Source organism: Anaeromyxobacter dehalogenans 2CP-1, from assembly GCF_000022145.1.
In the GTDB taxonomy this organism is placed as follows: domain Bacteria; phylum Myxococcota; class Myxococcia; order Myxococcales; family Anaeromyxobacteraceae; genus Anaeromyxobacter; species Anaeromyxobacter dehalogenans.
Genome location: NC_011891.1, coordinates 304,100 through 316,832, shown reverse-complemented (window position 1 = coordinate 316,832; position 12,733 = coordinate 304,100). Strand labels below are relative to the sequence as shown.

11 protein-coding genes are annotated in these 12,733 nt (G+C 74.6%); 4 read left to right on the top strand and 7 right to left on the bottom strand.

Features of this window, described 5'->3' with window-relative positions:
- Position 1: 1 nt before the first annotated feature.
- The 3 genes from A2CP1_RS01395 to A2CP1_RS01385 all read right to left on the bottom strand — a co-directional run bounded on the left by A2CP1_RS01395 (position 2) and on the right by A2CP1_RS01385 (position 3,765).
- Positions 2-1,651, bottom strand: a complete 1,650-nt coding sequence (locus A2CP1_RS01395; protein WP_012631700.1) for an acyl-CoA mutase large subunit family protein — start codon at positions 1,649-1,651, stop codon at positions 2-4.
- 72 nt (positions 1,652-1,723) lie between these two features.
- Entirely contained in the window at positions 1,724-2,236 is a 513-nt protein-coding gene (locus A2CP1_RS23900) for an acyl-CoA carboxylase biotin carboxyl carrier protein subunit (protein WP_012631699.1), read from the bottom strand.
- A complete protein-coding gene (locus A2CP1_RS01385) occupies positions 2,233-3,765 on the bottom strand; it encodes an acetyl-CoA carboxylase biotin carboxylase subunit (RefSeq protein WP_012631698.1) in 1,533 nt (510 codons plus the stop codon). Before A2CP1_RS01385 ends, A2CP1_RS23900 begins: the two co-directional genes overlap by 4 nt.
- A 215-nt stretch (positions 3,766-3,980) precedes the next feature.
- On the opposite strand from A2CP1_RS01385, the gene A2CP1_RS01380 reads away from it, so the two are divergent.
- Entirely contained in the window at positions 3,981-5,198 is a 1,218-nt protein-coding gene (locus A2CP1_RS01380; protein WP_012631697.1) for a sensor histidine kinase, read from the top strand.
- Here the strand turns inward: A2CP1_RS01380 and A2CP1_RS01375 are convergent.
- The 3 genes from A2CP1_RS01375 to A2CP1_RS01365 form a co-directional block, all read right to left on the bottom strand.
- Positions 5,158-5,685 (bottom strand): DUF2267 domain-containing protein, encoded by a 528-nt coding sequence (locus A2CP1_RS01375; protein WP_012631696.1) that lies wholly within the window; start codon positions 5,683-5,685, stop codon positions 5,158-5,160. The two genes, A2CP1_RS01380 and A2CP1_RS01375, sit on opposite strands and share 41 nt — an antisense overlap.
- An 86-nt stretch (positions 5,686-5,771) precedes the next feature.
- Positions 5,772-6,506 (bottom strand): lysophospholipid acyltransferase family protein, encoded by a 735-nt coding sequence (locus A2CP1_RS01370; RefSeq protein ID WP_012631695.1) that lies wholly within the window; start codon positions 6,504-6,506, stop codon positions 5,772-5,774.
- 218 nt (positions 6,507-6,724) lie between these two features.
- Positions 6,725-8,038 (bottom strand): glycosyltransferase family protein, encoded by a 1,314-nt coding sequence (locus A2CP1_RS01365; RefSeq protein ID WP_012631694.1) that lies wholly within the window; start codon positions 8,036-8,038, stop codon positions 6,725-6,727.
- Positions 8,039-8,274: 236 nt separating this feature from the next.
- On the opposite strand from A2CP1_RS01365, the gene A2CP1_RS01360 reads away from it, so the two are divergent.
- The 3 genes from A2CP1_RS01360 (at position 8,275) to A2CP1_RS01350 (ending at position 10,653) form a co-directional block, all read left to right on the top strand.
- Entirely contained in the window at positions 8,275-9,450 is a 1,176-nt protein-coding gene (locus A2CP1_RS01360) for an NAD(P)H-dependent flavin oxidoreductase (RefSeq protein WP_012631693.1), read from the top strand.
- Positions 9,451-9,601: 151 nt separating this feature from the next.
- Positions 9,602-9,805, top strand: a complete 204-nt coding sequence (locus A2CP1_RS01355; protein WP_011419311.1) for a cold-shock protein — start codon at positions 9,602-9,604, stop codon at positions 9,803-9,805.
- A gap of 188 nt (positions 9,806-9,993) precedes the next feature.
- Positions 9,994-10,653 (top strand): DUF2231 domain-containing protein, encoded by a 660-nt coding sequence (locus A2CP1_RS01350; protein WP_012631692.1) that lies wholly within the window; start codon positions 9,994-9,996, stop codon positions 10,651-10,653.
- A 94-nt stretch (positions 10,654-10,747) separates the two neighbouring features.
- On the opposite strand, the gene A2CP1_RS01345 is transcribed toward A2CP1_RS01350, so the two are convergent.
- Positions 10,748-12,307: an acyl-CoA carboxylase subunit beta gene (locus A2CP1_RS01345; protein ID WP_012631691.1), complete on the bottom strand. Its 1,560-nt coding sequence runs from the start codon at positions 12,305-12,307 to the stop codon at positions 10,748-10,750.
- Positions 12,308-12,733 lie beyond the last annotated feature (426 nt).

Sequence of the window (12,733 nt, the reverse complement as noted above, 5' to 3'; positions counted from 1 at the left end):
GCTAGAGTACCACCGTCTCCCGGTACTCGCCGTAGACCTCGCGCAGCGCGTCGGAGATCTCCCCGAGCGTGCACTCGGCCTTCACGGCGGCGAGGATGAGCGGCATGAGGTTGTCGGTCCCGCGGGCGCCGGCCCGCACCGCGTCGAGCGCGCCGCGCGCGGCCGAGGCGCTGCGGGCGGCGCGGAGCGCCTTCAGCCGCTCCACCTGCTGCGCCTCCAGCGCCGGATCGACCTTCATCACCGGCACCGGCGGATCGTCCGACCTGAACGCGTTCACGCCGACGACCACCTGGTCCTTCGCCTCGACCTGGCGCTGCCAGGCGTAGGCGGCCTCCTGGATCTCGCGCTGCACGTAGCCCTTCGAGATCGCGTGGACCATGCCGCCCAGCTCGTCGATCTTCCGGATGTACTCCTGGGCGCGCCCCTCGATCTCGTCGGTCATGGCCTCGATGGCCCAGCTGCCGCCGAGCGGGTCGATGACGTCGGCGACGCCCGACTCGTTCGCGATGATCTGCTGCGTGCGGAGCGCGATGCGCACCGAGTCCTCGGTGGGCAGCCCGAGCGCCTCGTCGCGCGAGTTGGTGTGCAGCGACTGCGTGCCGCCCAGCACCGCCGCCAGCGCCTGGAGGGTGACGCGCACGATGTTGTTGTCCGGCTGCTGCGCGGTGAGCATGGAGCCGGCGGTCTGGGTGTGGAACCGCAGCATCATCGAGCGCGGGTCCTTCGCCTTGAACCGCTCCTTCATGATGCGCGCCCAGAGCCGGCGCGCGGCGCGGAACTTCGCCACCTCCTCCAGCAGGTCGTTGTGCGCGTTGAAGAAGAAGGAGAGCCGGCCCGCGAACGCGTCCACGTCGAGGCCCGCCTTCACCGCCGCGTCCACGTACTGGATGCCGTCGGCGAGCGTGAAGGCCACCTCCTGCACCGCGGTCGAGCCGGCCTCGCGGATGTGGTAGCCGGAGATGGAGATGGGGTTCCAGCGCGGCATCACCTTCGCGGTGTAGGCGAAGATGTCGGTGATGATCCGCAGCGACGGCTCCGGCGGGTAGATGTACGTCCCGCGCGCCGCGTACTCCTTCAGGATGTCGTTCTGGATGGTGCCCTGCAGCACCGCCGGCGCGGCCCCCTGCTTCTCGCCCACCGCCTGGTACATCGCGAGCAGCATCCCGGCGGTCGCGTTGATGGTCATCGAGGTGGAGACCTCGCCGAGCGGGATCCGGTCGAACAGCACCTCCATGTCGCGGATCGAGTCGATGGCCACGCCCACCTTGCCCACCTCGCCGCGGGCGCGGGGGTGGTCGGAGTCGCGGCCCATCTGCGTGGGCAGGTCGAACGCGACCGAGAGGCCGGTCTGGCCGGACTCGAGCAGGTAGCGGTAGCGCTTGTTCGACTCCTCGGCGGTGCCGAACCCGGCGTACTGCCGCATGGTCCAGAAGCGGCCGCGGTACATGGTGGGCTGCACGCCGCGGGTGAACGGGTACTCGCCGGGCAGGCCCAGCCGCTCGTCGAGGCCGGGGCGCACGTCGGCCGCGCCGTACACCGGCTCCTCGCGGATGCCGCTGCTCGTCTCGAAGCGCGGGCGCCGCTCGGGCCCCTTCTTCACCGCCTTCGCGTAGGTGCCCTCGAGCCACCGCTGCTTCTTCTCGTCCGCCATGTGTTCACCGTGGGTGGAGCACGGCGCGCCCGTCACGGGGGGCGCCGGTTGGGAGTGGGAGGCGCGGCGCCGCTACTCCACCGCGCAGAGCAACGCGCTGCCCTCGACCGCCTGGCCCTCGACGACGCGAACCTCGACCACCTTGCCGTCCTTCGGGCTCCTCATCTCGTTCTCCATCTTCATCGCCTCGACGACCACCAGCGGCTGGCCGGCCCGCACCGCGTCGCCCGGCGCCACCAGCACCTTCACCACCCGCCCCGGCATGGGCGCGGTCACCGCCCGCCGGCCCTCCACGCTCGCGCGCGGCGAGGCCCGGCGCATGCGCAGCTTCCGCTCGTCGAGCAGCTCGAGCGGGAACACCGAGCCGTCCACCTGCACGTGCACCTTCGCCCCGCGCTCGTCGAGCATGGCCGAGTAGCTGCGGGTGTCCACCAGCAGCGACAGCGTCCCGTAGTCGTGCGGGTACGCGTCCACGCGGTGCACCTCGTCGCCGATGCGCACCTCGTACTGCCCGGTGGCGAGCCGCGTCACCCCGAGCGTCACCTCGCGCTTGCCCCCGTCGAGCAGCGCCACGTAGGTCTTCATCGCCCGCCCCCGCGCAGCGCCCGCAGCCGGCCGGCGCGCGCCCAGCCGGAGCGCGCCGCCCCCTGCCCGGCCCGGGCCGCGTGCGCCTCGGCCGCGTCGCGCTCGCGCCTGAACGCGGCCACCGCCGCCGCGATCAGCGCCACCCGCTCCAGCGACGGGTCGGGCGGCCGGATGAGCGCCTTCGCGTTCCGCGCGCAGAAGCCGGTGTCGTAGTCGCCGGAGCGGAACTCGGGGTGGTCGAGCGCGGCCGCCAGCCAGCTCAGGTTCGTGCCGATCCCGTGCACCACGTACTCGCCGAGCGCGCGGATGAGCCGGTCGATGGCCTGCGGGCGGGTCGGCGCCCAGGCGACCAGCTTCGAGATCATCGGGTCGTACCACTGCGGCACCACCCAGCCCGCGTACACGCCGGAGTCGTCGCGGATGCCCGGGCCGCCCGGCACGCGCAGGTAGGTGATCTTGCCCGGCTGCGGCAGGAACCCGCGGGCCGGGTCCTCGGCGTAGACGCGCGCCTCGATGGCGTGGCCGCGTCGCTGCACCTGCTCCTGCGCCAGGATCGGCGCGCCGCGCGCCACCTCGAGCTGCATGCGCACCAGGTCGAGCCCGGTGACCATCTCGGTGACCGGGTGCTCCACCTGCAGGCGGGTGTTCATCTCGAGGAAGTAGAAGTTGCGGTGCGCGTCCACCAGCAGCTCGACCGTGCCGGCGCCCACGTAGCCCACCGCGCGCGCGGCGCGGACGGCCACCTCGCCCATGGCCTCCCGCAGCCGGTCGTCGAGCACCGCGCTCGGCGTCTCCTCGATCACCTTCTGCTGGCGCCGCTGCACCGAGCACTCGCGCTCGCCCAGCCACACGCAGTTGCCGTGCTGGTCCGCGAAGATCTGGATCTCGACGTGGCGCGGCTTCTCCAGGAACTTCTCGAGGTAGAGCCGGTCGTCGCCGAACGCGGCCGTCGCCTCGCGCCGCGCCGACTGCCACAGCGCGGCGAAGTCCTCGGCGCGGTCGCACTTCTTCATGCCCTTGCCGCCGCCGCCCGCCGCCGCCTTGATCATCACCGGGAAGCCGATCCGCTCCGCGAACGCGCGCGCCTCGGCCTCCTCGGCGAACGGCTCCTCGGAGCCGGGCACCACCGGCACGCCGGCGGCGGCCATGTTGCGCCGGGCGGTGGTCTTCACGCCCATCGCGTCCATCGCCGCGGCGGGCGGGCCGACCAGCGCGATCCCGGCGCGGTCGAGCGCGCGGGCCAGCTCGGCGTTCTCGGAGAGGAAGCCGTAGCCGGGGTGGACCGCGTCGGCGCCGGTGCGCCGGCAGGCGTCCAGGATGCGCTCGATCGAGAGGTAGCTCTCGCGCGCCGGCGCGGGGCCGATGAACACCGCCTCGTCGGCCTTGCGGACGTGGAGCGCGCCGCGGTCCGCCTCGGAGTACACCGCCACGGTGGGGATCCGCATCTCGCGGCAGGTGCGCATGACGCGCACCGCGATCTCGCCGCGGTTCGCGACCAGCACCTTCTCGATGGGTCTCGTCGGGCTCATGTGCGGAACGGTCGGGGCGGGCCGCGGCGGGGCCCCCGGCCGCCCCGGGGTCCGCCACGATAGCCGCCCGGACCTGCGCGGTAAAGCGCGGGCCCGCCGCCGGCCGGCCGCGTCGAGGCCTCCGCGCCACGGCACGCTGGGCGCCGGCGGCGCTGCCCCGATCGGCCTGTGCCGGGGGGTTCCGCGCCGGGCGAACCGCCCCCAGGATGCCCCTCATGGCCCCGCACGACGCGCCCGGTCAAGAGGCGGGCCAGGCGGCGCAGGCCCAGGGCCGGGTGGACCTGCTGCGCGCCCTCGACCGGCTGCTCGCGATCGAGCCCGAGGAGCACGCGCTCCGCCGGATCCTCTCGGCGCTCGCCGACGCGGTCCCCGCGGTCCACGCGGCGGTGCTGCTCGTGCCGGGCGACGAGGGCCGGCTCGCGATCGCGGCCGAGGTCGGCGGCGACGGCCGCCCGCCCCCGCCCGCCGACGGCGGCGCCGGGCTCGCCGCGGGTGCACCCTGGGTGCGCGGCGATCCCGGCTGGCCGCTCCCGGCCGGCGCGCGCGCCGGCGCGGCGGCGCCGGCGGGCGGCGGCGCCGTGCTGGTGATGGGCACGCGCGGCGAGGGCGGGTTCGATCCCGAGGCGCTGGCGCTGCTCCGCGTGGCCGCGGACCGCGCCGGGCTGGCGCTGGAGCGCGGGCGGCTGCGCCGCGCGCACGAGTCGGCCGAGGAGGCCGCGCGGCGCGCGCTCGCGGAGGTGGACTCGCGCCGGCGGGCGGTGGACTACATCCTCGGCATCGTCGGGCACGACCTGCGCAACCCGCTCGGCGCCGTGCACATGTCCGCCGCGCTCCTGCAGAAGCGCGGCGGCCTGGAGGGCTGGCAGGCGCGCGCCATCGAGCGGATGCGCAGCTCGGCGGGGCGCATGGCGCGGATCATCGCCGACCTGCTCTCGTACACCCGCACCCGGCTCGGCAACGGCATGCCCATCGACCGCCGCCCGGCGCGGCTCGACGAGATCGCGCGCCGCCCGGTGGACGAGCTCGGCGCGGTGAACCCGGGGCGCGAGATCACGGTCGAGGTCCGGGGCGACGTGTCGGGCAGCTGGGACCCGGATCGCCTGGAGCAGGTGATCTCGAACCTGGTCTCGAACGCGGTGGACCACGGCGACCCCGCCTCGCCGGTGCGGGTGGAGCTCTCGGGCGAGCCGGACGCGTGCGTGCTCCGGGTGCGCAACACCGGACCGCCGGTGCCGCCCGAGGTGCTCGAGCACCTGTTCGAGCCGTTCTCGCGCCCGCCGGACGAGAAGAGCCGCAAGGGCTCGGGCCTGGGGCTCGGGCTCTACATCTCGCGCGAGATCGTGCGCGGCCACGGGGGGGAGATCTCGATCGCCTCCGACGGCGAGACGGTGATCACGGCTCGGCTTCCGCGATCGCAGAGCCCGGCTCCCTGACCCCGCGCCACAGGTCGGCGAGATCGGGCGGGAGCTGGCCCGCCACCTCGCGGGCGGCCGGGCCCATCACCTCGTGCGCCGCCGCGAGCACCGCGAGCACGTACGCGGCCGCGTGCCGGGGCGGGCGCTGCAGCAGCCGAGAGACCTCTGCCAGGTACTCGGCGCCGGTGGCCGCCTCGCGCACCGGGGCGTCGAGGTTCCACTCCGCCTCGCGGAGCTCGCGCGCGAAGCGGTGCGGCAGGTGCGCGAGGATCGCCGCGAGCGCAGGGCCCTCGAGCGCGCCGCGCACCGGGGCGAGCACCGCCAGCAGCACCTTGCGCGTCCGCGCCTCGGAGCCGAGCCGCGCCTCGAGCCGCTCCATCAGCTCGCCCTCGCCGCGCGCCGGGATCTCGACCCAGTCCGCGCGCCCGTCGAGCTCGTCGGGCCCGATCGCGCCGGGCGTGCGCGCGCCCACCCCGCCGGCCACCTCGTACGTGTGCGTGATCATCCCGGCAACATGCAGCGGGGATCGCGCGCGGGCAGCGCCTGCGCGGGGTGCGGGCCGGGCGGCGTCGTCCAGGACCTGCGCGGGACCTACGCGCCAGGCCGGTGCTCCGGCGGCAGCGCCGCGGCGATGGCGTCCCGGACCGCCTCGCGGAGCGCGGCCGGGCCGTCGAACGCGGAGGGGTGGATGGGATCGAGCACGTGCACCTCGGCGCGCATGCGCTGGCGGAGCACCATCCCGTGCTTGGGCAGCGCCTCGGAGGTGCCGCTCACGGCGATGGGGATGACCGGGACGTTCGCGTCCACGGCCAGCCGGAACGCGCCGTCCTTGAACGCCTGCAGCCGCCCGTCCGGCGAGCGCGTGCCCTCGGGGAAGATCATCACCGGCGCGCCGCGCGCGAGGTGGGCGCGGCAGTGGGCCATCATCTTCCGCACCGACTCGCGGTCGCCGCGCCAGACCGGCACGCAGTCGTTCAGCCACATGTTCCAGCCCACGAACGGCACGCGGAACAGCTCCGCCTTCGACACCCACTTGAACGGCCGGAAGACGCCGTACAGCACCAGGATGTCGAGCATGGAGAGGTGGTTCGCGACCAGCACCGCGGCGCCGTTCCACGGCAGCTTCTCGCGGCCGACGACGCGCGAGCGCCAGAGCGGGTTCACCACGACGTAGAACGACGCCCAGGCGCACGACCAGAGCTGGAGCGCCACCCGGCGCGGGTCGAACGGCGCGGTGAGCACGAACACGACGAGCGCCACCGCGAACAGGAACGGGAGCGTGAGGACGAAGAAGATCCAGTAGACGAAGGAGAAGACGGCCAGCATCGCGGGCGCATCCTCGCCCCGGACCGGCCATCCCGCAAGGGTGTGCTGGGCGGCGACACGAGCGCGGCACAGGTGAGGCAGCGCGCGGCGCAGCCGCGCCCGCGGGGACCTCGTGCGAGCCCGCGAAGGCGGGCGCGCGAGGTCACGGGACCCGCGCAGCAAGGTGGGGCCCCGCGGAGCTCCGCTCCGTGGGGCGGGGCGCAGCCCCGTGAGATGGCTCACGGCGCCACGTTCGCGGCGGGCGTGCGGCCCAGGGCCTCCAGCACGCGGTACAGCCCGAACTTCGGCAGGCGCATGTAGCCTGCCCAGGCGGCCGCCGCGAGCAGCCCGTCGGCGAGCCAGTCCGACAGCCACTCCGCCGCGAAGCGCGCGTCGCGCTGCTTCAGGCCGGCGCCGCTCTCGCGGGCCCAGCGGCGGTTGTAGCGCTCGTGGACGCCCACCGGCGGCGCGAGCACGAGCGGCAGGCCCAGCGCGCCGTAGAACGTGAGCTCGGAGGGCTTGGTCCAGAGCACGTCGGTGCGCGCGAGGAGCGCGTTGAAGCGCGCGTAGTACTCGCCGAACGAGGGCGCGCGCAGGATCTCCACCGCGCCGCCGAGGAGCGGCTCCACCCCCGCGCGCCGCACCGCCTCGCGGAAGCGCGCCTCCACCTCGGGGCGCGTGCCGGCGACGAGCGCGAGGCGCATCGCGCCCGACTCGAGCGCCGGGCGGAGGCCGGGCAGGAACGCGTCGGCCATGGCGGCCTGCGCCCCCGCCCCGCCCACCGCGAACGTGAGCTGCGCCGGCCTGCCCTCCTCCTCGCGCGGCAGCGCGCCCAGGAACACGGCCAGCTCCTCGGGCATGGAGCGGCGGAACTCGCCGGTGGGATCGAGGCGCACCAGGCGCGCCGCCAGGTTGCGCCTCAGCACCGGCAGCGACGGCCCGCCCAGCAGCGCGTCCGGGATCGGGAAGCCGGTGAACGTGATCCGGTTCGCGGGCACGCCGTAGGCGAGCAGGCGGCGCGCCGCGCGGCGGGTGGGGACGAGGTACTGGATGCGGGTGCGGGCGGGCTCGAGCGGCGCCCAGATCCGGTTCAGGTCGGTGTCGGTCGCGACGCAGTAGACCCGCTCGATCCCGGCCCGGTCGGCGATGACGGCCGGCGAGTAGAACGTGGTGAGGAGCGGCGCGCCCTCGGCGCGGAGCCGCGCCACCAGCCCGGCGCCGAGATCGCCCCGCGCCAGCCGCTCGAGCGCCCGCACGCCGCGCGTCGGCGCGGAGAGATCGCGGCGCGGGTGGAGCCGCGGGATGTCGGTGATGGAGTCGAGCGCCCAGGCGAGCGGCCGCCCGGCCACCGGCACCTGCGAGAGCCGCGAGATGGCCTCGTACCCCCGGCGCACGCGCTGCCAGAGCCGCTCCTCGTCCGGCCCGGCCACCGGCGCGCGATCGACCTTCAGCACCTCGGTGCCGAGCGCGTCGGCGAGCGCGGTGGCGGCGCGGAGGTGGCCGTAGCCCATGTCCACGGCGACGACGATCGGGGCGGGGCTGGGGGCGGTCATGGCGCGGCGCGCCGAGCGTACCCCAGTTCGCCGCGGTGCGTGATCCGGTGGCACCGCGCGCGGGGCGCGACCGCCGGGTGCGCCCCGGACGACCGATTCACCAATCGGCGAGACGGAGCGTCCGAGCCGCACCGCGCCGGCGCGCCGCGTCGGCGGAGCGGTGACATGCGCGTGACACGGCGGGCGTAGCTTCCGCCTCCTCGCGCCCTCCTCCCTCCGGGCGCGGTGGAGCCCACATGACCGCCGACGCGACCCCCGTTCACCCCGAGGAGACCCCCGCGCCGTTCCCGCGCCTCGACCGCGCGGCGATCGAGGCGCTGGTGCGCGCCGGTCAGCGCCTGCTGGTGCAGGGCGGGATGGGCATCCACGCCTCCGACGGCCTCGCCGGCAAGGTGGCGCGCCATCGCGGCGCGCGGCTGGTGGGCGTCGGCACCATCTCGGCGGTGCTGAAGACGCCGGAGCAGCTCCGCGGCGAGATCCGCCGCGCGCGGGCCGAGGCGCCGGGCGGGTTCGTGGGCGTGAACCTGATGGCGGCCATCAACAAGGACGACTTCGAGGCGCTCGCGCGCGTGTCGATCGAGGAGAAGGTGTCGTTCCTCGTGCAGGGCGCCGGCATCTCGCGCGAGATCGTGCGCTGGTGCCGCGAGGGCGGCGTGCCGTTCTGCGGCATCGTCTCCTCCGGCCGGCTCGCGGCCATGTACGAGAAGTGGGGCGCGGACTTCGTGGTGGCGGAGGGCGCCGAGGCGGGCGGCCACATCGGCGACATCGGCCACCCGCTGCCCACGCTGGTCGACGAGGTGATCGCGGCGACGTCGCTCCCGGTGATCGCGGCCGGCGGCGTGGACGCCGCCGACGTCTCGCGCTTCCTCGCGGCGGGCGCCGCCGGCGTGCAGATGGCGACCCGCTTCCTCGCCTGCTCGGACGGCGACGTCCACCCCGCCTTCAAGCAGATGCACCTCGCGAAGCGCGAGGACGACGTGGTGATCATCACGAGCTGCGTGAAGGGGATGAAGGCGCGCGCGGTGCGCAACGCGTTCACGGAGCGGCTCGCCCGCGGCGAGGCGGTGCCGCCGCGCTCCAAGCTCTGGTGGTTCGGCAAGGACGGCTACCGCGGGCGGCGGGGCTCCTGCATCCAGTGCCTGGGCGAGGGGCTCTGCAAGGCCCGCGCGTCCGGCTTCAAGGAGAGCTTCTGCATCACCGACGCGCTGCTCGAGGCGGCGGTGCACGGCGACACCGAGGCCGGGCTCTTCTACACGGGGCAGAGCATCACCCGGATCGGGGAACGCGACGCGTCGGACCTGCCCCGCGCTGCGGAGATCCTCACCGATCTCGAGCAGCGGCTCGCCGATGAGGCGCGACCTTCCGACGCAGGGTCGCAGGCCCGGCCAGCCGCGGTGGGCGCGGCCGCCTGAACGATCGGTCGACGTTCACTGTCAGGAACCCCCGGTCGGGACGACATCTCGACGGGCGAATCAATTTCGGATACAGAAAATTTCGTCCACCGTCTGCTCGGTTGGATCGAACGTCATCCCCGGCGGGTCGAATCGAAGAAAAGAGAAGTGCATGGCGACCGGTACCGTGAAGTGGTTCAACGACGCGAAGGGCTTCGGCTTCATCACGCAGGACGACGGTGGTGAGGACGTCTTCTGCCACTACAGCGCGATCTCGGGCGACGGCTTCAAGAGCCTCGCCGAGGGGCAGAAGGTGGAGTTCGACGTGGTCAAGGGGCCGAAGGGCCTCCAGGCCGCGAACGTCCGCAAGGTGTAGTCGGACGCACCCTCGCGGCGAACGGGCCCGGTCTCCTCGGCAGAGGGGCCGGGCCCGCGCCGTCTCGGGCGGCGGCGTCGCGCCGGGCGGGCGCGCGCCGCGCAGGCCGCGGCGAGGCCGAGGGGGAGGGCGCGCGTCGATTGCCCGCGCGCCGCCCCCGCCGCACCGTGCCGTCGGGAGGGTTCCCGATGCCGATGCGCACGCACGAGCTGCACCCCGCGATCGTCCACGCGCCGCTGGCGCTCCTGCCGGCCGCCGCCATCGCGGACCTCGTGGCGACCGCCCGGCCGCGCGACCGCGCCCTCGACGCGGTGGGGCGCACGCTGTGGTGGTCCGCTGCGGCGGGCGGCCTCGCCGCCGGGCTCGCCGGCATGGCCGCGTCGCAGGAGATCGAGGTGCGCGGCGAGCACGCCCGCGACGCGATGTTCCTGCACGGCATCGGCAACCTGGGCCTGGTGGTGGCCGCGTTCGGCGTGGCGGCCTGGCGCAGCCGGAACCGGGCCTGCCTCACCACCGCGCTCTCCGGGCTGGCGGCGTCGGCGGCCGCGACGTACACGGCGTATCTCGGCGGCGAGCTCGTGTACGGCCACGGCGCCGGCATCCGCGCCCTGGGCGGCGCCGCGAGCGAGGCGCCCGCGCTCTTCTCGGCCGCGGCGCCGGGCCGGCTGGCGCGCGACGCGGTCCGCGGCCTGCGCTGGCTGCTCTCGCGCGGCGCGCGGGCCGTCACCGGCCGCGAGCGGGTGGACCGCACCGCGCTCGGCCCGCTCGCCGAGGCGGGCACCGGCGCCGTGCCGCCGGCGCCGGGCACGCGCACCGACGGGTCCGGGATGGGCGCCCCGCTCTCGTGAGCGCTCGTCCTCCGACGGGCTCGGGACGAGCGGAATCCAATGACCCGCTCACCTGAGCGTACGCGGTGCCGCAGGCGCCGCCGGCGTCGAAGGGCTAGAGCGGGATGTTTCCGTGCTTCTTCGCCGGGAGCTCCTGGCGCTTCGTGCGCAGCATCTCCAGCGCGCGGATCACCCGGGGCCGCGTGTCCTCGGGGCGGATCACCTCGTCCACGTAGCCGAGCTCGGCCGCCTTGTACGGGCTCGCGAACCGGTCGCGGTACTCCTGCACCAGGCGCGCGCGCTCGGCGACCGGGTCCTTCGCCGCGAGCAGCTCCTTGCGGAAGATGACGTTCACCGCCCCCTCCGGCCCCATCACCGCGATCTCCGCGCCCGGCCAGGCCAGGTTCACGTCGGCGCGGATGTGCTTCGACGCCATCACGTCGTACGCGCCGCCGTACGCCTTGCGCGTGATGACGGTGATCTTGGGCACGGTGGCCTCGGCGTAGGCGTAGAGCAGCTTCGCGCCGTGCACGATGATCCCGTTCCACTCCTGGTCGGTGCCGGGCAGGAACCCGGGCACGTCCACGAACGTGAGCAGCGGGACGTTGAACGCGTCGCAGAAGCGCACGAAGCGCGCCGCCTTCACCGAGGCGTCGATGTCGAGCACGCCGGCCAGCACCGCCGGCTGGTTCGCCACCACGCCCACCGGCCGCCCGTTCAGGCGCGCGAAGCCGATCACGATGTTGGGCGCGAACGGCTCGGCCACCTCGAAGAAGTGCCGGTCGTCGGCCACCGCGCGGACGACCTCCTTCATGTCGTAGGCCTTGCCCGGGTTCTCCGGCGCGATGGTCTTCAGCAGCTCGTCGCGGCGGCCCGGGTCGTCGGCGCAGGGCTGGATCGGCGGATCGTCCACGTTGTTGAGCGGCAGGAACGACAGCAGCTCGCGCACCGCGCGCAGCGCGGCCTCCTCGGTGTCGAGCGCGAAGTGCGCCACGCCGGAGCGCGCCGCGTGCGTGCGCGCGCCGCCCAGGTCCTCCTTCGTCACCTCGGCGTGCGTCACCGCCCGGATCACGTCCGGGCCGGTGATGAACATGTACGAGGTGTCCTTCACCATGAAGATGAAGTCGGTGATGGCCGGGCTGTAGACCGCGCCGCCGGCGCACGGCCCCATGATCACCGAGAGCTGCGGGATGACGCCGGAGGCGAGCGTGTTGCGCAGGAAGATCTCGGCGTAGCCCGCCAGCGACACCACGCCCTCCTGGATGCGCGCGCCGCCGGAGTCGTTCAGGCCGACCACCGGGCAGCCCACCTCCATGGCGCGGTCCATCACCTTGCAGATCTTCTCGGCCACGGCGCCGGAGATCGATCCGCCGAAGACGGTGAAGTCCTGCGCGAACACGAAGACCTGCCGGCCCTCCACCAGGCCGTAGCCGGTGACCACGCCGTCGCCCAGCACCTTGTGCTCGGCCATCCCGAAGTCGGCGCAGCGGTGGGTCTTGAAGCGATCCATCTCCACGAACGTGCCCGGGTCGAGGAACGCGTCGATGCGCTCGCGGGCGGTGAGCTTGCCCTCGCGGTGCTGCCGCGCCACCCGCTCGTCCCCGCCGCCCTTCTCGGCCTCGGCGTCGAGCTGGTCGAGGAGGGCCCTGCGCGGATCGGGATCGGAATGGGGCATGTGCGCACCTCGCGCCGACGCTTCGGCCGGTGGTCTCGCCGTGGGCTCGGAGGATAGGCGCCGCGATCCACGGGGCGCAAGGATTCGCGCGCCCGCGTCACCCGGGCGGGCGCGGCGAGGTCCGGGGCGCTGCGGGGCCGCTCAGAGCGCGTGAATCCATCCCCGGACCGAGCCAGGCGGTCGAGCCGCGAGCAGCGCGAGGCGCGACGACCGAGCATGCCCGTCGGCACGTGAGGGAGGAGCAACGACGCGATGCGACGCGGATCGGCCGCCGCGGCGACGGGAGGGGATGGGTTCACGTGCTCTCAGAGCGCGTGAATCAATCCCCGGACCGAGCCAGGCGGTCGAGACGCGAGCAGCGCGAGGCGCGACGACCGAGCATGCCCGTCGGCATGTGAGGGAGGAGCAACGAAGCGATGCGACGCG

Bases quoted from the DNA above. Each gene is read 5' to 3' on its own strand.
- A2CP1_RS01350 (WP_012631692.1), top strand. From the start codon at position 9,994: ATGCCGATGCGCACGCACGAGCTGCACCCCGCGATCGTCCACGCGCCG.
- A2CP1_RS01355 (WP_011419311.1), top strand. From the start codon at position 9,602: ATGGCGACCGGTACCGTGAAGTGGTTCAACGACGCGAAGGGCTTCGGC.
- A2CP1_RS01360 (WP_012631693.1), top strand. From the start codon at position 8,275: ATGACCGCCGACGCGACCCCCGTTCACCCCGAGGAGACCCCCGCGCCG.
- A2CP1_RS01375 (WP_012631696.1), bottom strand. From the start codon at position 5,685: ATGATCACGCACACGTACGAGGTGGCCGGCGGGGTGGGCGCGCGCACG.
- A2CP1_RS23900 (WP_012631699.1), bottom strand. From the start codon at position 2,236: ATGAAGACCTACGTGGCGCTGCTCGACGGGGGCAAGCGCGAGGTGACG.
- A2CP1_RS01380 (WP_012631697.1), top strand. From the start codon at position 3,981: ATGGCCCCGCACGACGCGCCCGGTCAAGAGGCGGGCCAGGCGGCGCAG.
- A2CP1_RS01365 (WP_012631694.1), bottom strand. From the start codon at position 8,038: ATGACCGCCCCCAGCCCCGCCCCGATCGTCGTCGCCGTGGACATGGGC.
- A2CP1_RS01385 (WP_012631698.1), bottom strand. From the start codon at position 3,765: ATGAGCCCGACGAGACCCATCGAGAAGGTGCTGGTCGCGAACCGCGGC.
- A2CP1_RS01345 (WP_012631691.1), bottom strand. From the start codon at position 12,307: ATGCCCCATTCCGATCCCGATCCGCGCAGGGCCCTCCTCGACCAGCTC.
- A2CP1_RS01395 (WP_012631700.1), bottom strand. From the start codon at position 1,651: ATGGCGGACGAGAAGAAGCAGCGGTGGCTCGAGGGCACCTACGCGAAG.
- A2CP1_RS01370 (WP_012631695.1), bottom strand. From the start codon at position 6,506: ATGCTGGCCGTCTTCTCCTTCGTCTACTGGATCTTCTTCGTCCTCACG.